Genomic DNA, 17404 nt, shown 5'->3' with positions numbered 1-17404 from the left:
ACAGCTTATCTATCGAGGCAGGCAGCCTATTGGAATTTTCGTAACGATAGAGTGGCCTGTTGTTCCGTGTCAATATGAGCGCCTGTCCACTTTTCGTATGTTTCATCAGGCCGCTAAAGTTGCAGCAAGGCACCTTACCTCACTCACCTGACCTATATTGCTTTGTGGTCTCTTTCATCAGATTGCGGGTCCATTTGATCATGGGGTCGTGGTGGTAGCGTTCGTGCCAGTAGAGGAAGAATTCCTGGTGGTGGTCCTTGAGGAAGTCGGGCACTGGAGAGGGAACGGTGTTGTGGCCGTTGTAGATTTGGGTGTCAAAAATGGAGGGCACCAAAAAGAGCATGTCGGATTGGCCACAGAAATGCATGGCGGCGAAGAAACTGCCGATTTTTACAGCGACGTTTCTTTTGTGGCCCAGCACTGCCAGTTTCTCATCAATTATGCTGTGCCCCGCCCCGGTGATCATGACCGAGATATGGTCCTGACTGAGGTAATCCTCCAATGAGACGGGCTTGCGTGCAAGTGGATGGTTCCTGCTCATCAAACACACGTAGCTGAAGCGGCCCAGCGAAAAGCAGTGAAGCTGGCTTGTTGCTGTGGTTGGGGTTTGGCCTGACAAGACGAAGTGGGCTTTTCCATTTTCCAGCGGTTCGAACTGATTGCGGATGTCGCTCTTCATCTCCAATTTCATGCCAGGTGCTTCACGCTTCATCCGTCGTAGAAGTGGAGGGCCATACAGATTCAACTCCAACTCCGGCCCAGAGAAACGAATGGTTTCTTCTGCAGTTGTGGGGTCAAACTCCGGTTTAGCGATCACATCCTTGATAGTTGCCAGAGCGGACGGGAGCAGCCTTTGGATCTCTATAGCTCTTTCCGTCAACTCATAATCTCCGGCAATGCGCACCAACAAGGGATCTTGCAGGGCATCGCGGAGACGCTGCAAGGCACGGCTCACTGCAGGCTGGCTCATGTGCAATTGTGTGGCAGCAACAGATACATGCCGCGTTTCCAGCAGCTTCTCCAAAACGACGAGGAGGTTCAGGTCTACACTGCGTAAATTCACCTGACGCATAATGATTATACCTTACATGCATTAGACGAATGATACTTAGCCGAATAGACAGGGGCTGTCGATCTCACAGTGCAGGAAAAGGAAGTTGCAATGAGCGTGCAGAGCAAGGTCATCGTCGTTTATCATAGTGGGTATGGCCACACTCAGGTGCTGGCGGAAGCCGTGCTTCAGGGTGCCTTGGATGTGGGTGCGGATGCTGAACTGATGTCTGTTGCCACATTGGATGATGTGAACTGGGACAAGCTGGCCGCGGCTGATGCCCTTATCTTTGGTTCGCCGACATATATGGGCAGTGCGAGTGCACCGTTCAAAACCTTTATGGATGCCAGTTCCAAAGTTTGGATGGAGCGCGGTTGGGTGAACAAAGTCGCTGGAGCGTTTACGGTTTCCGCTTCTCGCAGCGGCGATAAACTTGGCACACTGACACAGCTGAGTGTGTTTGCTGCGCAGCATGGCATGATTTGGGTTGGGCTGGATCTTATGCCCGGCAACAACAGCAGCAAAGGCTCTGAGGAAGACCTCAACCGTTTGGGCAGCACGCTGGGTGTTATGGCACAGGCCAATGCAGATGAAGGGCCGGAGGTTGTTCCGCCAACAGCCGATAAGGACACAGCTAAAGCACTTGGTGGCAGAATTGCGAAGGTTGCAGCCTCCCTCACCCTTGTGAGCGAAGCGGCTTAACCCTTAATTCACTGCAATTGCAAGTGCTTGTATTTCTGCGGGTACAGGTGCCATCTCTTCACCTCATTTTTGGACAAACTCGATACGTATAAGAGCAAATTAAAACACAAGATCACTGTATCGGGTTTGTCTATGAAAAAAAGAAAACGCATTATTCTTTCCATTGACGGTGGCGGTGCGCGCGGCCTTATTCCAATTCGTCTGCTGCGCGGCCTTGAGACCAAATTGTATGAGCGCGGAAAATCCGCTCCCCTTTGCCGATACTTTGATTTGATTTGCGGAACATCCAGTGGCGGCCTGATTGCTGCTGGGCTAACGGCACCGAACCCAGACCGTAACAAATCCGGCCAGCCAGCGATGACGCTCCGCGAACTGCAAGAGTTTTTTGAGATCGAAGCCCGCGAGCTTTACATGAACAACCGCAGGCACTGGCTGCCTCGGCGCATCTACCATACCTTCGGGCAGTTCAATAAAGGCATTCAGGAGCGTCCGGTTGAGCAAGCCATCAAGCAGCATATTGGATGGAGTGCACTTTCTTGCAGTATGACGGCTATTTTGCTGACTGCGTATGACCTGAAAAATCGCCGCGTCGTTTCCATGAGCAACAACACAACTGGACGGGATGACTATTACTTCTGGCAGGCGGTAAGGGCTACGACCTCTTCCCCATCATGGTTTGAACCAGCTCGTGTTGAGAACCTGACAACTGGCGATGAAGAGATCATGATTGATGCTGCCGGTTTCCTGAGTGACCCGGTGCTTGCCGCGTATGCGGAAGCGCGCCGTCATGGCTGGGCACCCAAAGACATTATTATTCTCTCGCTTGGCACGGGCAATCCGGTTGAAGAGAAGCATAGCTTTAACCAGGCAGTGAACTGGGGTACGAGTGGCTGGCTTTCTCCTGAAGAAGGCACGCCTCTGCTTTCCAGTTACATGCATGGGCAAACGGCCTCCACTGGTCAGTATGCTGATGTGCTGTTTAAAGACATGCCAGGGATTGAGTACATTCGCCTCAACGCTGACCTTCCACACTTTGGCAGCGACATTTACAGCGTGCGTCCGGGTGAGGTGCTTCAGCTCAACCGCATTGCGGATGGCCTGCTTTCCGGCAACGGAGATGTACTCGACAAACTGGCAGATATCATGGAAGAAAGACAGGATGGCCCTGGCTTTTAGGCTTCACAATCCTTCCGCCCCTGCTACAACCACTAGGATGAATAGTGAAAGTGATTCACGTTAGAGCCGTGGAACCGTCGGAGGGATCATGTTAGGGTTGAGAGGTCATCAGCGCACGATTACCTTAATGGCTGGTGGAATTGTTGTGAGCCTGCTTTCTGCTGGTGCTCATGCTGCACCTCTTCCTGACACGAAGCCTCCGCTCTCTGCTGAGGATTATCGCGAAGCCCTGAAAAAGCAGCCCGAATTTCCGGGAGCTGCCAAGTATCACTTCGGGCACAAGAAAACACCTGCCAAAACAAAGCCTCTCTCCTTTGGCAGTTATGCAAGAGGTTGTGTCGCAGGGGCTGTCTCCATTCCTAAAGACGGTGAGAACTGGCAGGTCATGCGCCTGTCTCGTAACCGCAATTGGGGGCATCCTGTTCTCATTGATTTCCTGAAGCGTCTGGCTGCTGATGCGCCCGATCTGGGCTGGAATGGTTTGCTGGTTGGCGATCTTTCGCAGCCGCGTGGTGGCCCGATGTTGACGGGTCATGCTTCTCATCAGATCGGTTTGGATGCTGATATCTGGCTGAGACAAATGCCAGACACACGCTTCAGCGCCAAGCAGCGCGAGTCAGAGAGTGCGATTTCCATGCTGAATGGCAACCTGAGCAAACCGGGGGCGGACCGCCGCGTCAACCCGAAACGCTGGACGGATGCCCATGCAAAACTGATCCGCCGCGCTGCCCAGGACGATGGTGTTGCACGCATCTTCGTAAATCCGACAATCAAGAAAGCACTGTGTGAATTTGAGACTGGTGATCGCGACTGGTTGCGTAAAGTACGGCCTTGGTGGGGACACCACTATCACTTCCACGTACGGATGGCCTGCCCAGACGGCAGCACACAGTGTAAAAATCAGGCCGTGCCAGCTGCTGGTGATGGCTGCGGCAAGGAGCTGACTTATTGGCTTTCTGATGCTCCCTGGGTTCCTAAAAAGCCGAAACCGGGTGAAAAACCAAAACCACGCAAGCCTAAGCCTCCGCTTGCTGTTGCTGACTTGCCTAACAGCTGTACGACGGTTTTGAGAACGGAGTAAGTTTGGCGCCCTGCTGATGTAACCGAACTAACAATCTCTGGTTTGTTCGGCGGTGACTGCTTTCATGTGCTGGTTTTTAATCCATGCCTTTTGAAAGAGGCTGAGGTACAGAAAACTATATTCATGGGGCAAAACTGTCGTGCCAGTCTTATATCCACTTGTGGTGTCCTTCATAGCATCGGTGGAACGCAATCTTGGCTATAGGGATTTTGCTTGCAATGCTTGAGCACACAGCAACAACAGTCTGGCTCAAATAGACTTGCGCTGAAGATACGAAGCCTTCAAGGCGTTGCAGAAGCAGATAGTTGCGAGCAGAGACGATCCCTTTTTATTCGTCATGCGCGTGAGCCGCTGGGGCTTTGTCGTTGTTCAGGATGAGCGTCATCAGGGTCAGGTTCAGCCAGCGGCCGAATTTGAAGCCGACTTGTGGGAGCTCTCCGCTGACTTTGAAGCCGTAGCGTTCGTGTAGGCGGATTGAGCCTTTGTTGTCGCTGTCGATGGCACCGATTAAGACGTGAAGCTGGTCTTGTTTTGCAAGTTCAACCAGTTTCTCGAGCAGCACAGATCCGGCCCCTTTTCCACGAGATTGCGGCGTTACATAAACTGAGTGTTCCATGGTTTTGTTATATCCAGACTTCTCACGGAACGGGCCATAGCTGCCGCAACCCAGCACATCACCGTTGTCGTCTTCAGCTACGATGACCGGATATCCGCCAGCAATCCGGCTTTCAAACCAGTTCTTGCGATCTTCCAAAGTCTCTAATGAATCGGTCCAGATGGCAGCTAGAGTTTTGACTGCATCATTGTGAATTCCCAGGATGACGGGAAGATCAGATTTGGTTGCACGACGCAGTTTCATGGAAGCCCTTAAAAAACACCGAAGCAACTCACGCTCAAATAAAGCCGCGCACGCTGCCCGGGAAGCCTACTTTTTTGCGCATTTTCGAGAGATACGCATTAACTTTCTTACGAATTGTCATATTTTTCCGTGCATCTCAAGAACTTGCGGTCTCCAAACACTTGAGTTTATTGCAGGATAATCTGGTGCCTTGGCTCAACACCCAATGAATCCAAGATAGATGAAAATTGCTAATTATGAGATTATTTTACGTAAATTTAACCATAATTTTTGATCATTACATCAAATTTCAATGGTTGATTTTAAGGTTAGCACTTAATTACTGCAACTACGGGTCGTCGTTACTTAACAGAGAGTAAACGCCCTACTGAACGGCAATTATCTTACTCCTTAAACATCATCCTGCTTACACTTTCATATCTGGAGTATTCGAAGTGAAACAGGTTCTGTCTATTTCCACCCTTATTGCAGGCGTTGGATTAATTATTGCCGGAACATCCGCTGCGCAGGCTCAAGACGGTAGCATGTACATTACACTCAAAGGCGCAACTGCACTCACCATGCGGAGCTCGTATGACCCTGTCGACAATAATTCGTTGGACAAATATTCGACAGACTTCTCTGACGAGTGGGCGGTTAGCGGCGCTGTTGGTACAAGACTTAATGATTTTATTCGCCTCGAAGCTGAGCTTGGATATCTAAAAAATACTACTGAAGATATTGACAGTAACGCGTTTATCTTGACACGAGGAGGAGGCACATCTTTCTCAACTTCCTACCTGATGGGCTCAGTGTTTTTTGACTTGCCCCTAAATGATCAACTCGCAGTTTATGCTGGTGGTGGTATTGGTGTTGCCAAACCAAACATGCAGAAAACTGAAGTTAATGTATCAGGCTCGCCTTATACTGAAACACGCACGATGGAAACGGAGGATGTTTACGCCTTTGCATTCAAGCTTTCCGGTGGTGTCGCTTATGAAATGATTGGGAATGTGCACCTTATTGCAGATTATAGCTATCTCAGAACAAGTGATTTCGATGTGAAGCACATCACACGTTACAACTCGACCCCACCTACTGCTTCAAAAAACACTCTGCAAACAAACATTGAAACTCATATGATCGGCGTTGGTCTTCGTTATGATTTTTAGTGGGTAACATATGTAAGTACTTCGATAATTTTCACGATTGACAGAGTCGGCAGGTTGCCGCCTTGTTTTATGATGGGAGACTACTGGTAATATCATCAGATATTATAGATGCTATGCAAGTTACATCATTGTAATTGATACCTATATTTTACATGTTCTGTGAATTACATCATTAATTATTTGGTAAGCCTTATCTATTTGCGCGAATCTCCCTTTCAGGACTTCAGGAGATAGTGCGCAATGGGAAAGTTTTCCTCCACTGTGATCATGTTAGTTTTAGCGTTATTGGCGACAGGAGCACTCTCTTCCCGTTCCTATGCTGCGGATTTGGCGACGGCCGCGCAAGAAGCAGCTGCGGCGGCAGCTGAAAAAGCTGCAATGGGCATGTTTCCACTCAAACCTTATGCAGGTGCAAAGGGCTTTGTCTCTTACGCACCTGACGGAGACTTGAATACTTTTGGAACTGGTCGGACACGATTTATCGATTATAACATTGGATGGAATGCTGCAGCCTTTGGTGGAGTAACAGCAGGTGATTTTGTCAAACTGCAACTAGACACCGGCTACATCAGCAACGGCATCTCAAGCCTTTCTGGAGTACCGGGTGGAAGCGGAACTGTTGCAGCGGCTTACGTTATGGCAGGCATCGTATTATCGGCGCCATTGACCCCGTTAACAAAGAAAGTCATTCCGTTTGCTGGTATTAGTGTTGGTGCAGCTTTTCCAGTTATTGGCACAATTTCCGGTGGGAATGGCACGGATGCATTCACATTGAAGGGTGAACAATCAACAGTTGCAGCACTCCTCGCAAGAGGTGGAGTGACGATCGCAATAAACCCTAAGCTGGGAGCAACACTAGAGTACGGTTTTTTTCAAACTGCAGACTTCACACTAAGTGCGTCTGATAATATCTCCAGTACAGGCTCTGCATCTACGGATATTTCGGCTCATTTGTTCGGTCTTGGCTTTGAGTATCACTTTTAGCCAGATAGCAGCGAAAATCTGAGAGAAAGCCAATTGCTATTCACTTTATTGGCTGGAAAACGGCAAAAAAGCGCGTGGGCGCTTATTATGTGCTTTGCCATAGAGCAAAGCAGTGGTAATTGAGCGCCCATGACGACCAAAACTTTGTCCAATATTCGCAATTTCTCGATTGTCGCGCACATCGACCACGGTAAGTCCACCCTGGCCGATCGCCTCATCCAGTCTACCGGCACTCTCACTGATCGTGAGATGACGGAGCAGGTTCTCGATTCCATGGATATCGAGAAGGAGCGCGGCATTACCATTAAGGCTCAAACCGTTCGCCTGATCTACAAAGCAGATGACGGTGAAGAGTATACGCTGAACCTGATCGATACCCCAGGTCACGTGGACTTTGCCTATGAAGTTTCTCGCTCCCTTGCTGCGGTGGAAGGCTCCCTGCTGGTGGTTGATGCCTCCCAAGGTGTGGAAGCACAGACGCTTGCGAACGTCTATCAGGCGATCGACAACGACCACGATATCGTGACCGTTCTCAACAAGGTTGATCTGCCTGCTGCCGAGCCGGATCGCATCAAAGAGCAGATCGAAGATGTGATTGGCCTTGATACTTCTGACTCCGTGATGATTTCAGCGAAGACCGGGCTTGGTATTCCTGATGTTTTGGAAGCAATCGTCAAACAGCTCCCTGCTCCAAAAGGCAATCCGGATGGCCCGCTCAAAGCCATGCTGGTGGACAGCTGGTACGACACCTATCTTGGTGTGATGGTTCTTATTCGCGTGATCGACGGTGAACTGAAAAAAGGCGATACCATCAAGATGATGGGTACTGGCGCTGTGTATCCAGTTGACCGCGTGGGTGTGATGACCCCGGCCTTTGTTGCGACAGACCGTCTAGGAGCAGGTGAAATTGGCGTTCTGACAGCTTCCATCAAAGAAGTTGCTGATACCCGTGTGGGTGACACCATCACCACGGACAAAAAAGGCTGCACGGAAGCGCTGCCGGGCTTTAAGCCTGCACAGCCTGTTGTGTTCTGCGGCCTGTTCCCGGTTGATGCCAACGACTTTGAAGACCTGCGCTCTGCCATGGGCAAGCTGCGCCTTAATGATGCGTCTTTCTCTTATGAGATGGAAACATCGGCTGCGCTTGGTTTTGGCTTCCGTTGTGGCTTCCTTGGTCTGCTGCACTTGGAAATTATTCAGGAACGCCTGTCCCGTGAGTTCAACCTTGATCTGATCGCAACAGCACCATCTGTTGTTTATGAGATGGAGATGACAGACGGTTCTCAGTTTGAGATGCACAACCCCGCTGATATGCCGGATGTTGTGAAGATCAAAGAGATCCGTGAGCCTTGGATCCGCGCGAACATCATGACACCGGATGAATATCTTGGTGCCATCTTGAAGCTGTGTCAGGATCGCCGTGGTGTGCAGGTTGATCTTTCCTACGTTGGGTCTCGTGCAATGGTCACTTATGACCTGCCGCTCAACGAAGTGGTCTTCGACTTCTACGACCGCCTGAAGTCCATCTCTAAAGGCTACGCTTCGTTTGACTACACCATCAGCGAATATCGTGCTGGTGATCTGGCCAAGATGTCTATTCTGGTGAATGACGAGCCGGTTGATGCGCTCTCTGTGCTGGTGCACCGCTCTCAGGCAGATAAACGCGGTCGTGCGATGTGTGAGGTTCTGAAAGAGCTGATCCCTCGGCACATGTTCAAGATTCCTATTCAGGCCGCGCTTGGTGGACGCGTGATTGCGCGTGAGACCCTCTCTGCTCTGCGTAAGGATGTGACCGCAAAATGTTATGGCGGTGATGCCTCTCGTAAACGCAAGCTGCTAGACAAGCAGAAGGCGGGTAAGAAGAAGATGCGCCAGTTCGGTAAGGTTGAGATCCCTCAGGAAGCGTTTATTCAAGCGCTGAAGATGGATGACTGAGCACTGGTCTTGCTTTAGCAAGATCAAACGATCCAGTGAATCGTTTGAAGGTGCGAAGGCCGCGCGAGAGTAAGCAGCTTTGCTGCGGCGAGCCGGCGAGCAAAAGAAACGGTCGGGCCAGTAGGCTCGACGCAATGATCCAGTGAAACATTGCGAGTTTCGAAGGCACGCGAGGGTAAGACGCAAAGCGCCGTCGAGCGGGCGAGCAAAACCTCAGGATAGGTGAGCTTTGCAGCAAGCCAACCTTACAGCAAAGAATTTTAAGGCGGCCTCTGGTCGCCTTTTTCGTGAAACAACGATCTAAAGGCCTTTAGCCATGTCCCTTGAGAATGACCTGCGCAGCCGCGCAGACAATAAATGCGAGCTTTGCGGTGCGACAGAGGATCTTGCTGCAATTGCAGTTGGTCCGGAAAGCGATGGCAGTGCAGAAAAATCCGTTCTGGTTTGTGGCACTTGCTCCGCACAGCTAGAAAGTGAAGCTGAGCTGGATGTGAACCATTTGCGCTGCCTGAATGAGAGCGCATGGAGCACTGAGCCAGCGGTACAGGTGAGCGCATGGCGTCTGCTTGGCCGCCTCTCCAGTGAGGCCTGGGCACGTGACCTGCTGGATACGTTGTATTTGGACGAGGAAACGCTTGAGTGGGCTCAGTCCGGTATGCCAGCGGCAGAGGATGAAGACGCTATCGTGCACAAGGATACGCACGGCGCTGTGCTTTCCACTGGAGACACCGTGACGCTGGTTAAAGACCTCAAAGTCAAAGGCGCTGGCTTCACTGCCAAGCGCGGCACAGCGGTGCGGAACATTACTCTGGTGCAGGATAATACAGAACACATCGAAGGCCGCGTCAACGATCAACGTATTGTTATTCTGACGGAATTCGTGAAGAAGTCCTAAGGACTGGCACTGGAAACCTGAGACGTAGAAAGCGGCCTAAATGGTCGCTTTTTTTAGGTATCTCAGCGTCCTTTCTGCTCAACATAATTGCTATCTCCTCCGAACCACCAATTCCGCCACCTCCAAATCGAGCATTTTGATACAAGCTTAAAAGTCAACCACGTCAAAACGTCCCCTTTCCTCTTTGCAATAACAGTTAATCTTGATCGTTCTGGGATAAACCGATCTGCGAATGCAGTTGGATTTGCTCGGGGGTTAAGCGCAGGAGGATTTGGTTGTCTTTCCATTGATAGAGGCTTGAGCCAAGGTTTGAGGTTTCGATGCGGTAGTGGTAGCCGCCTTGGCGCGCGTACCAATCTATGCGGTCTTTGTTGAACCATTTGTTTGTCTTGAGCGGGTGCAGCATGGTGAGGTTGCCGGGGTAGTCGGCGAGGAGCAGATCTATCGCGTTGGCGGCGTTGGTTTCTTCAGCGACGCGGTGGACTTCGCAGATCTGCGGTTTTTTGATGGTGGCGAAGCGCTTACCGACATGGGCGTACTCGTTGAAGTGTGCCATGCTTTCATTATGCCGCAGATAATCAAACACCACGATGGCGCCATCACAAATGGAGGAGAAATAGAAGGATTTGTTGGTGTACTGGAGTGTCACCCGCTGCGGTTGGTTGGCGATATAGCGTTGGACGGTATTGCCACTTCCTGTCAGATACTCGCCCCGCCTTTTCTTCTGCAGGGCCAGGCCAAGGCCAATCAAGTAGTCATCATCAAGAAAGCGCGCAGGTATGGATTTATGCGACTTCCTGTTTGAAGCGGCTGGCTGACCTGAAAACACATTCCTCCCAAACCTGATATCCATCTCTGTTCCCCGTCACCACAAGTGGTCGATGTTTCAAACGTGGAACAATTCCTAGGCAAAAGCAGTCCTTCAAATGCCTCAGATGGATAGTCTTAGGTCACATCTAATTGGGTGGATCTCAGGGTTTTCCTTTCGTCTCAGCCGTGGTCTTCCTCTTTCTGGCTCACGAAGATCAGCGCCAAAAACGCGATGATGCTGATGTTGTAGGAAGTGTCTATGGCCCCTCTCCCGAGTGGAGATTGCCATGCAAGGAACCACTCTCCTGCTCCTGAAACAAAGATGCCAAACCAAAGCAGAATGGCGATGCAAAAGCCGAAGGAGACGGTGGACTTGGAGCGATTGAATGAGGCCGCTGGCCGATGAATGCTGGCCAGCATGCGCAAGCTTCCCAGAACCAGCAGGAGAGCAATGAAGCCTTCTATGGCCAGGATAATAGTGAGGAAGGTTGGTGCGGTTTCCAGAGGAAACACAGCCCGGAACTTGGGGCTGGTTGGGAAAGTGTCCACCATGGAAATGACGGTTTCAATATACGCCAGATTTGCCGGTGCATCCTGATAGTTGTTGAAGCAAACCAGAGCAGCAAAACCGCCGAACGCCAAGGAGACCAGAACTTTAATCAGTCGAAGAAGCATGGGACTACCCGCTTTTTCGCCAGTTAAAGCAGATTGTCGCTAAAACGCGGTTAGGTGCTCTCTTCAGCTCTGGTCTTTTTCATTTGCCCTCTGTTAATGGAACGGCATGCCTCAAGCAATATCCAGAATCTCAGGCCACAAGACCGCGTTTTGCTTGGCGAAGGCCTTCAGATGCCCAACTTCTTTGAGCTCGAAGTTTGCTGGATTAAGGATTTGTCGCGTGATCTGCGCATCTTTGTAGAGAGGTGGAAGGCGTTCAACGGAGGCATTCGGGGCAAGATCATCATCGGTAAACGACATAATTTTGATCGGGCCAGTGAACGGCTTCGGGTTCATGGACGGTAAAACACTACCGATGTCATCCTTGAAGAAGGTTGGAGAAGTGCACCATTTACGCCATTGCCAGTAAACACCAGCAGGAATATCTGCGCCGATCCCAAGTGCCTTACCGGGCAAATAACCTTTCATACGTGTGACAGCTGGCCCTAGCAGATACCAGAAGGCAACAACAGTCAGGAAATATGGCATATGGTGGTCACGCCAATAAACCTGACCGCAGGCAACTGTGGTGACCTTATCGACCATGTCCAGGTTTCGATGGAATGGCAACATGAAGCCGCCAAGAGAGTGACCAATCACGTGAGTGCTGGGCGTATCAGCCAGTTTCAGCAGCGCATCAAAGGCAGCTTGCTGATCATACAGGCCCCAATCAGACATCGTGGCGGAAGAGTTGCGTGGATGTATCTGTTTAGAGGCACCAAAGTCGCGATAGTCATAAGTGAGGCAGAGATGGCCCTGCTCAGCAACCCAGCGGGCAAATTTTGCATAAAACAACTGCGGCACACCGGTTGCACCATGAATGATGACTGAGGATTTTGGGTCACCCACAGGCCAGTAGGCTTTGCCAATCAGCGTGGCCCCCTCACTGGGAATTGTGATTGTTTCCACGTGCTGCTCACTTTCAGCCATCATTTCTTCCAGTTGCTTCATAGCGGTATCTTTTCAACTTACGATAGCCGCACAGGATCACATATTAACGTATAGGTAAAGCTAGAAGGTAAAATATAACGTTCGCTTTTAAGAGAAGGTTTCATGAGTTCATTCTCGGAAACACTCTGATTTCAGAACATGTTATGTAATTTGTCAGAGATGGAGATCAGGTGAAACCTGCCTTATTGCAGCGCTTTCGCCAAGGCCTGCTGAATTGCCGTGATTGTCTCCTGCACCGATTTGGGTGGTAAAGTATCGTAGCTGTGCACGGCATAGATTGGCGTTGGTTCTGGCTCTGATAGAGTAAGGAGAGGCTGGAGGGTTCCAGTCTTCAGGTCCTGAACAATCGCGATATCCGGCAGGAGCGCAACGCCCAGGCCGTTTCGGGCAAAAGCTGCGATGGCTTCAATGGTGTTGGCTTTGACGACAGATCTGAAGCTCACCTCAAAGCTCTCTGAACTTTCCTGAACTGGGAGGCGATGCCGCACCACAGCTGGCTCTCGTGTATGAGCGATGTATGGCAGGGATTGCACCCATTGCCAGTAGAGCGGGTCATCAGCGGAAGGCGCCTTTTCAATTACAGCTGGCGCGGCACACAGAATATCGCGCAGCGTCCCTATGCGGCGCGCCTGAAGCGTGCTGTCTGGCAGTTGGCCGACACTGATCGCAACATCAATCCCCTCCGTGATCAGATTGAGGCGCTTGTCCTCCGCTATTACTGAAGGCTGAAGGTTCAGGAACTTATCTTTCACAACAGCCAAAGCCGGTGCGATGACGGGCGTGATGAAAGCGTGGGGGGCTGTGATGGTGATCGGGCCAGACGGGACCGCTCCGAAACTCTCCATCTCAGTTTCTGCCTGTCGTGAGAGCGCTAGGATTTCTTTGCAACGCTGGTAGTACCGCTCTCCTGCCGGGGTGAGAGAGAGGTGGCGCGTGGTGCGGATGGCGAGTTTTACATCCAGCTGTTCTTCCAGCCGTTTCAGATTTTGGCTAACGGCGGATTTGGCGATATTCAGCTCATCAGCAGCGCGGGTGATTGAGCCGGTTTCAACAACTGTGACGAAGGAGAGCGGAAGCGTTGAGAGCATGATTGTTCTCTTCATATGAATAGTGATTTCAGAAATAGAGTGTTTTTCAAACAATGCAAGTGCGGCAAAAGACAGTCATCAACATCGCATCTGAACGGAGATCACGTGATGACTTTCATTAAATCTATCGCTCTCGCTGCTACTGTCGCAGTTGGATTGAGCGGACAAGCCATCGCTGACGAAGCAGGAAAACTGGCAGAAGGTGAATACAAGCTCAACACCGCTGTTGCCACTGCAAGCCGTGCATGGCGTGATGCGTTCAACGCAGGTGATGCAGCGGCTGCGGCTGCGCTTTATGAGGATGATGCCGTGATGGTTGTGAAGCCATTTGGTACATTTAAAGGACGCGAAGCGATTGAAGGCTTTTGGACAGACATCATCTCCAAGGGATTTGATGATGTGGTTTACAGCAGTACCGTCACCACTGTTCTGGACCAGGCCTCTGCCCGCGTTGCAGCCAACTGGAAGATGAACAATGCCCATGGCGTCATCACCAATGAGCTTTGGGTTTTGCAGCCGGATGGCCGTGCTTTGCTGCGTGAGGACCACTTCGAGATCGCTCAATAAACACGCGTATTTGCCTTGTGCCCTGATAAAGGACAGCCCGTTATGACAAAGCTTGATACTCTTCGTTTACGCGTCCGTGATGTGGCGGCTCAAAAGCGATTTTATTGCGATGTCCTGGGTATGTCCGATCAGGGTGACGGGCGGGTCGGATATTGTGCGGAAGAGACGGCACTTCTGTTCACCGAGGCGGAGGCGCCTTACACGCCGCAAGCTACCGATCTTTATTGGAAAATCGCACTCTCAGTTCCCAATATCGAGCTGGCTTGTGCCCAGCTTCAGGCGCGCGGTGTCTATGTTACAGGACCGCAGCAGTTTCGGGATGTTGGGTACCTTGCCAAACTCACAGATCCGGAAGGTTTTGTGATTGAGCTGATTGACCATTGGTTTGAAGGCGACCGGCCTGATCTGGAGTTTGATGAAAGCCGACTAGGTGGAGGTCCGCATCTCAGCCTTGTGACCTTGCGCACTGGCGACATTACGGCAATTGAGCCCGATATTCTCAGTTGGGGTATGACGCCGCTCTCTGTTCAGCCTGTCGAGCCTTTTGGTTTCACGCTTTACTTTTACGCCTTCACGACTGAACAGCCTCCAAACCCTGATCTCACCGGAGTTGAGAACCGGACCTGGACCTATCAGCGGCCTTATACGGTGCTGGAAATTCAGCATGTTTCTGCAGTGAAGACGGAGAGTTTGCCGGAGGTTGGTGCAGCAGGTTATGGCGGCCTGATATTTGGCTCAGCCGGTGCGCCTATTCATTCTGAGCGGCTGATGATTACGGCAGATTGAGGCTGTGACAACTCCCGCTCGAATCTGCGGGTTGCCTGAAAACGAAGAAGGCGGCAGAGCTAGAGTCCCCCTATACCCTAGCTCTAGCCGCCTTATCGTTATGAGGTGATGCCGACTTCAAACCGTCCTTTAAAGTCAGCGCCTCACACTTCGACTGGATCTCTGTCCGAGTTATTCTTTGCTGAGATCAGCGTCTAAACCTGCGATCATGCGATCTGCAGTTTTATTCCGTGAAGAAAACTCTGAAATCACAACCATCCCGAGGATCGCTAAGAATACGCAAATGAATAATATCAAGCCGAAAGTCATAGTGCCTCCACTTCAATGACATTTAAAGCGTAGATAGCATTTTGACCTATGTCAATATGAATTTATAATTTGACTAATGTGAAATTTACTCATGGTCAGAAGCGATATTTCTTCATCATTTCATTTCGCACTGCACAACTTAGTATAATTATTTCTTTTATTATTCTTGACCACAAACTTTCTAGCACTGACCTCACCTTTACTCGCAGCTATAGTACATATACGTAGATTACCTAAATTAAATCGATTTAAGAGCCACCTGAAAATCAGTCACTTTTGCAGCGCGAAAACCTGAGCTAAGGTCGTACATCGAGCAATCACCCGTATTTTCGGAGTTACCTTCATGCCTATGCCTCAGGAGTATCAGCTGGCCTCTCAGCAGTACGAATCTTTCCTTGCTGATGCTCAGGACGCGCTTGGCCTGACCACTCGCAATCAGACCTACACATGCGTCCAGGCTGTTTTGCTGGTGTTCCGCCGGAGACTGGACGCTGAGCAGGTTCTGTCCTTTGCTGATACGCTGCCAGCGGTTCTTCGGGCGATTTTCACGTCAGGCTGGAGCAGCAGCGACTACACTGCGGACTTTGGCGATGAAGACGATTGGGCTGCTGAGGTGAAAGCTCTCAGGGCACATCACAACTTTGCGGATGATAAGACGCCTGCACGTGTGGTTGAGGTTTTGCGCAGCCGCGTTGACCTTCCCCGCTTTGAGCAGGTGTTGCGCCAGATCGGCCCTGACGCTTTACGGTTTTGGGGATTTGAAGTTTCGGCTGAAGCAGAGGCGAAGAGAGATTTATCAGAAGGCACTCCCTCACAGACTGAGACTTTGTAAAACCTTTAGTTTCTTCAGTAGATCCGTTGACTGTAAGGGGTGGCTCAGGCAGGGAGGGAAAGATCTCGCCTCCTCTCCTTTAACTTTCCAGAGGCCAGGCGCTCATCTCTCATTACCCGCTCATATTCAGAGTGTTGCAGGGCGGAAAGTTGCGAAGGAAATTTCAGCCATGTTTATGAAGCGTTTCGGGCTGTGTTTTGCTGCTTGTGTGTTGGCCACTGCCAGCAATGCAGAAGACGCTGCAAACCCTGTTTATGACGCTGCCTCAACCACCTCAGCTCAGAATGTGGTTGTCTCTACACAGCCGCACCATGTTGCCATCGGTGATATGAGCGTTTCCTGGCAAGAAAGGCCTTCATTTCAGGAGCAAACTGGCAGCACGCTAAGCTTGGTCGCCGTGACGTTTACTGAACTTGATCCTGAGACCCGTGCGCCCATCGCCTCGCCAAGCTTGTCTGTGAACGAGAGGTTGAAATTAGCAAAGACAGCGATCGAGCTCTCACCCGGCTGCTCATATTACGGTTACGACCCTGAAATCAACTTCATTGATGGCTTCAGGTGGAAGGATCATGACAACATCATCGTAGTGCTGGCTGGCTGCTAAGCGCCAGCCTGATGCACTTGCTGCCTATTTAAAAACGCAGCGGTTGATGGCCGGATCCTTACCGTCCAACTTTTTCGAAAGCAATTTAGCTACTCCCAGAGGCGCACCTACCATAAGCTCAGTGCCAGTGGAATTGACTGATTTGACTGAACAAAGCTTGTCGTGGAACGACTTATCGCAGCACGTGCCATCGGTGTTGCGATCGCCGGGTGCGCATAACCAGGGGCCAGCCATCTGAAAGCCTGCAGACGGGCTGGGCACTGCGGGACAAGAACAGATGATCTCGTCTTCTTTGACCGCTCCGATACCGGGGAAGTCTTTCCCTTGCGTGCTCTTAAAACAGAAACCACCGTCACATTGGGCAGAGTAGCCAGCGGGTGCGCTCTCGGTGTTAGGGCAGCTGTACGTCGCCATGGGTGGTCCCAGCTTTTCTGTATCGGGATCGTAGTCCGTTTCCATCTGGCGCGGTGTGGCATAGGTGCTTACCGTGAACCCATTATCAATGCCGGCCTTTAACAGATCACAGACATCCTTTTTCTCGTCACCCTCTTTATAGTGAAACGGGAGAGAAATGCTCTGTTCGTTCATCACATCACATTTGCAGTAGGCAACAGTGTCAACGGTCCAGCATTTGGCTGTGGCACATAGAGCGAACGTGTTGGGATCATCCTGAGATACCGGGCATTCCTTGAAAAGACTTAGGTCTGTGCTTGCGTCTGTGCCGGTTTCAGCGTTGGCTGCACCTATACTGAGCAGAGGGAACGCGAGTACGAGCCATAGCGTTGCTAATCGTGAAGCTGATTTCAGCGGCATTTGTTATCTCCTTTTTGCGCTGAACGGTTGCCGTCTTATGGGCTAACAGTCAGGGATGCTTATCTGCTTGCTTATGGTGTCGTGATGTCGCGGTCA

At 50.8% G+C, this 17404-nt stretch carries 18 protein-coding genes; 11 read left to right on the top strand and 7 right to left on the bottom strand.

Annotated elements, in window-relative coordinates:
• Positions 1-139: 139 nt before the first annotated feature.
• Positions 140-1072, bottom strand: coding sequence for a LysR family transcriptional regulator (locus PsWM33_RS14705; RefSeq protein WP_063300725.1), 933 nt, complete (start codon positions 1070-1072; stop codon positions 140-142).
• A 90-nt stretch (positions 1073-1162) separates the two neighbouring features.
• Here PsWM33_RS14705 and PsWM33_RS14700 point away from each other — a divergent pair, with 90 nt between their 5' ends.
• The 3 genes from PsWM33_RS14700 to mepA all read left to right on the top strand — a co-directional run bounded on the left by PsWM33_RS14700 (position 1163) and on the right by mepA (position 4010).
• Positions 1163-1753 carry a flavodoxin family protein gene (locus PsWM33_RS14700; protein ID WP_063295209.1) on the top strand — a complete coding sequence of 197 codons (591 nt, stop codon included), beginning with the start codon at positions 1163-1165 and terminating at the stop codon, positions 1751-1753.
• A 132-nt stretch (positions 1754-1885) separates the two neighbouring features.
• Positions 1886-2929, top strand: coding sequence for a patatin-like phospholipase family protein (locus PsWM33_RS14695; protein WP_063300724.1), 1044 nt, complete (start codon positions 1886-1888; stop codon positions 2927-2929).
• 88 nt (positions 2930-3017) lie between these two features.
• Complete coding sequence (mepA, locus tag PsWM33_RS14690) at positions 3018-4010, top strand: penicillin-insensitive murein endopeptidase (RefSeq protein WP_063295120.1); 993 nt, start codon at positions 3018-3020, stop codon at positions 4008-4010.
• Between the two features lie 328 nt (positions 4011-4338).
• Here the strand turns inward: mepA and PsWM33_RS14685 are convergent, their stop codons facing one another.
• A complete protein-coding gene (locus PsWM33_RS14685; protein ID WP_063300723.1) occupies positions 4339-4869 on the bottom strand; it encodes a GNAT family N-acetyltransferase in 531 nt (176 codons plus the stop codon).
• A gap of 434 nt (positions 4870-5303) precedes the next feature.
• Here PsWM33_RS14685 and PsWM33_RS14680 point away from each other — a divergent pair, with 434 nt between their 5' ends.
• From PsWM33_RS14680 to PsWM33_RS14665, 4 genes are all read left to right on the top strand, one after another.
• Positions 5304-6020, top strand: coding sequence for an outer membrane protein (locus PsWM33_RS14680; protein ID WP_063300722.1), 717 nt, complete (start codon positions 5304-5306; stop codon positions 6018-6020).
• Between the two features lie 240 nt (positions 6021-6260).
• Positions 6261-7004 (top strand): outer membrane protein, encoded by a 744-nt coding sequence (locus PsWM33_RS14675; protein WP_063300721.1) that lies wholly within the window; start codon positions 6261-6263, stop codon positions 7002-7004.
• A 129-nt stretch (positions 7005-7133) separates the two neighbouring features.
• Positions 7134-8939 (top strand): translation elongation factor 4, encoded by a 1806-nt coding sequence (gene lepA, locus PsWM33_RS14670; protein WP_063300720.1) that lies wholly within the window; start codon positions 7134-7136, stop codon positions 8937-8939.
• 316 nt (positions 8940-9255) lie between these two features.
• Positions 9256-9834: a PhnA domain-containing protein gene (locus PsWM33_RS14665; RefSeq protein ID WP_063300719.1), complete on the top strand. Its 579-nt coding sequence runs from the start codon at positions 9256-9258 to the stop codon at positions 9832-9834.
• Positions 9835-10030: 196 nt separating this feature from the next.
• On the opposite strand, the gene PsWM33_RS14660 is transcribed toward PsWM33_RS14665, so the two are convergent.
• The 4 genes from PsWM33_RS14660 to PsWM33_RS14645 form a co-directional block, all read right to left on the bottom strand.
• Positions 10031-10687 carry a hypothetical protein gene (locus PsWM33_RS14660; protein ID WP_063300718.1) on the bottom strand — a complete coding sequence of 219 codons (657 nt, stop codon included), beginning with the start codon at positions 10685-10687 and terminating at the stop codon, positions 10031-10033.
• Between the two features lie 137 nt (positions 10688-10824).
• A complete protein-coding gene (locus PsWM33_RS14655) occupies positions 10825-11319 on the bottom strand; it encodes a DUF2165 domain-containing protein (protein WP_063300717.1) in 495 nt (164 codons plus the stop codon).
• A gap of 111 nt (positions 11320-11430) precedes the next feature.
• Positions 11431-12309: an alpha/beta hydrolase family protein gene (locus PsWM33_RS14650; protein ID WP_063300716.1), complete on the bottom strand. Its 879-nt coding sequence runs from the start codon at positions 12307-12309 to the stop codon at positions 11431-11433.
• Positions 12310-12491: 182 nt separating this feature from the next.
• Complete coding sequence (locus PsWM33_RS14645) at positions 12492-13397, bottom strand: LysR family transcriptional regulator (RefSeq protein ID WP_063300715.1); 906 nt, start codon at positions 13395-13397, stop codon at positions 12492-12494.
• Between the two features lie 108 nt (positions 13398-13505).
• On the opposite strand from PsWM33_RS14645, the gene PsWM33_RS14640 reads away from it, so the two are divergent.
• From PsWM33_RS14640 to PsWM33_RS14625, 4 genes are all read left to right on the top strand, one after another.
• Positions 13506-13964 (top strand): SgcJ/EcaC family oxidoreductase, encoded by a 459-nt coding sequence (locus PsWM33_RS14640; RefSeq protein ID WP_193778405.1) that lies wholly within the window; start codon positions 13506-13508, stop codon positions 13962-13964.
• Between the two features lie 42 nt (positions 13965-14006).
• On the top strand, positions 14007-14750 hold the full coding sequence (locus PsWM33_RS14635; protein WP_063300714.1) for a VOC family protein: 744 nt from the start codon (positions 14007-14009) through the stop codon (positions 14748-14750).
• A 652-nt stretch (positions 14751-15402) separates the two neighbouring features.
• Positions 15403-15891 (top strand): DUF2267 domain-containing protein, encoded by a 489-nt coding sequence (locus tag PsWM33_RS14630; RefSeq protein WP_063300713.1) that lies wholly within the window; start codon positions 15403-15405, stop codon positions 15889-15891.
• Positions 15892-16060: 169 nt separating this feature from the next.
• Entirely contained in the window at positions 16061-16495 is a 435-nt protein-coding gene (locus tag PsWM33_RS14625; protein ID WP_208994568.1) for a hypothetical protein, read from the top strand.
• A 24-nt stretch (positions 16496-16519) separates the two neighbouring features.
• Here PsWM33_RS14625 and PsWM33_RS14620 read toward each other — a convergent pair whose 3' ends face one another.
• Positions 16520-17308 carry a hypothetical protein gene (locus tag PsWM33_RS14620; protein WP_063300712.1) on the bottom strand — a complete coding sequence of 263 codons (789 nt, stop codon included), beginning with the start codon at positions 17306-17308 and terminating at the stop codon, positions 16520-16522.
• Between the last annotated feature and the right edge of the window lie 96 nt (positions 17309-17404).

It is taken from the genome of Pseudovibrio sp. WM33 (genome assembly GCF_001623165.1).
In the GTDB taxonomy this organism is placed as follows: domain Bacteria; phylum Pseudomonadota; class Alphaproteobacteria; order Rhizobiales; family Stappiaceae; genus Pseudovibrio.
Note: the sequence above shows the minus strand (reverse complement) of the source record. Positions and strands in the feature narration are given on the sequence as shown.

Excerpts from the sequence above, each read along its gene's own strand:
- PsWM33_RS14645 (WP_063300715.1), bottom strand. The coding sequence starts at position 13,397 with ATGCTCTCAACGCTTCCGCTCTCCTTCGTCACAGTTGTTGAAACCGGC.
- PsWM33_RS14625 (WP_208994568.1), top strand. The coding sequence starts at position 16,061 with ATGTTTATGAAGCGTTTCGGGCTGTGTTTTGCTGCTTGTGTGTTGGCC.
- PsWM33_RS14705 (WP_063300725.1), bottom strand. The coding sequence starts at position 1,072 with ATGCGTCAGGTGAATTTACGCAGTGTAGACCTGAACCTCCTCGTCGTT.
- mepA (WP_063295120.1), top strand. The coding sequence starts at position 3,018 with ATGTTAGGGTTGAGAGGTCATCAGCGCACGATTACCTTAATGGCTGGT.
- PsWM33_RS14655 (WP_063300717.1), bottom strand. The coding sequence starts at position 11,319 with ATGCTTCTTCGACTGATTAAAGTTCTGGTCTCCTTGGCGTTCGGCGGT.
- PsWM33_RS14630 (WP_063300713.1), top strand. The coding sequence starts at position 15,403 with ATGCCTATGCCTCAGGAGTATCAGCTGGCCTCTCAGCAGTACGAATCT.
- PsWM33_RS14675 (WP_063300721.1), top strand. The coding sequence starts at position 6,261 with ATGGGAAAGTTTTCCTCCACTGTGATCATGTTAGTTTTAGCGTTATTG.
- PsWM33_RS14640 (WP_193778405.1), top strand. The coding sequence starts at position 13,506 with ATGACTTTCATTAAATCTATCGCTCTCGCTGCTACTGTCGCAGTTGGA.
- PsWM33_RS14700 (WP_063295209.1), top strand. The coding sequence starts at position 1,163 with ATGAGCGTGCAGAGCAAGGTCATCGTCGTTTATCATAGTGGGTATGGC.
- PsWM33_RS14660 (WP_063300718.1), bottom strand. The coding sequence starts at position 10,687 with ATGGATATCAGGTTTGGGAGGAATGTGTTTTCAGGTCAGCCAGCCGCT.
- lepA (WP_063300720.1), top strand. The coding sequence starts at position 7,134 with ATGACGACCAAAACTTTGTCCAATATTCGCAATTTCTCGATTGTCGCG.
- PsWM33_RS14620 (WP_063300712.1), bottom strand. The coding sequence starts at position 17,308 with ATGCCGCTGAAATCAGCTTCACGATTAGCAACGCTATGGCTCGTACTC.
- PsWM33_RS14635 (WP_063300714.1), top strand. The coding sequence starts at position 14,007 with ATGACAAAGCTTGATACTCTTCGTTTACGCGTCCGTGATGTGGCGGCT.
- PsWM33_RS14685 (WP_063300723.1), bottom strand. The coding sequence starts at position 4,869 with ATGAAACTGCGTCGTGCAACCAAATCTGATCTTCCCGTCATCCTGGGA.
- PsWM33_RS14695 (WP_063300724.1), top strand. The coding sequence starts at position 1,886 with ATGAAAAAAAGAAAACGCATTATTCTTTCCATTGACGGTGGCGGTGCG.
- PsWM33_RS14665 (WP_063300719.1), top strand. The coding sequence starts at position 9,256 with ATGTCCCTTGAGAATGACCTGCGCAGCCGCGCAGACAATAAATGCGAG.
- PsWM33_RS14650 (WP_063300716.1), bottom strand. The coding sequence starts at position 12,309 with ATGAAGCAACTGGAAGAAATGATGGCTGAAAGTGAGCAGCACGTGGAA.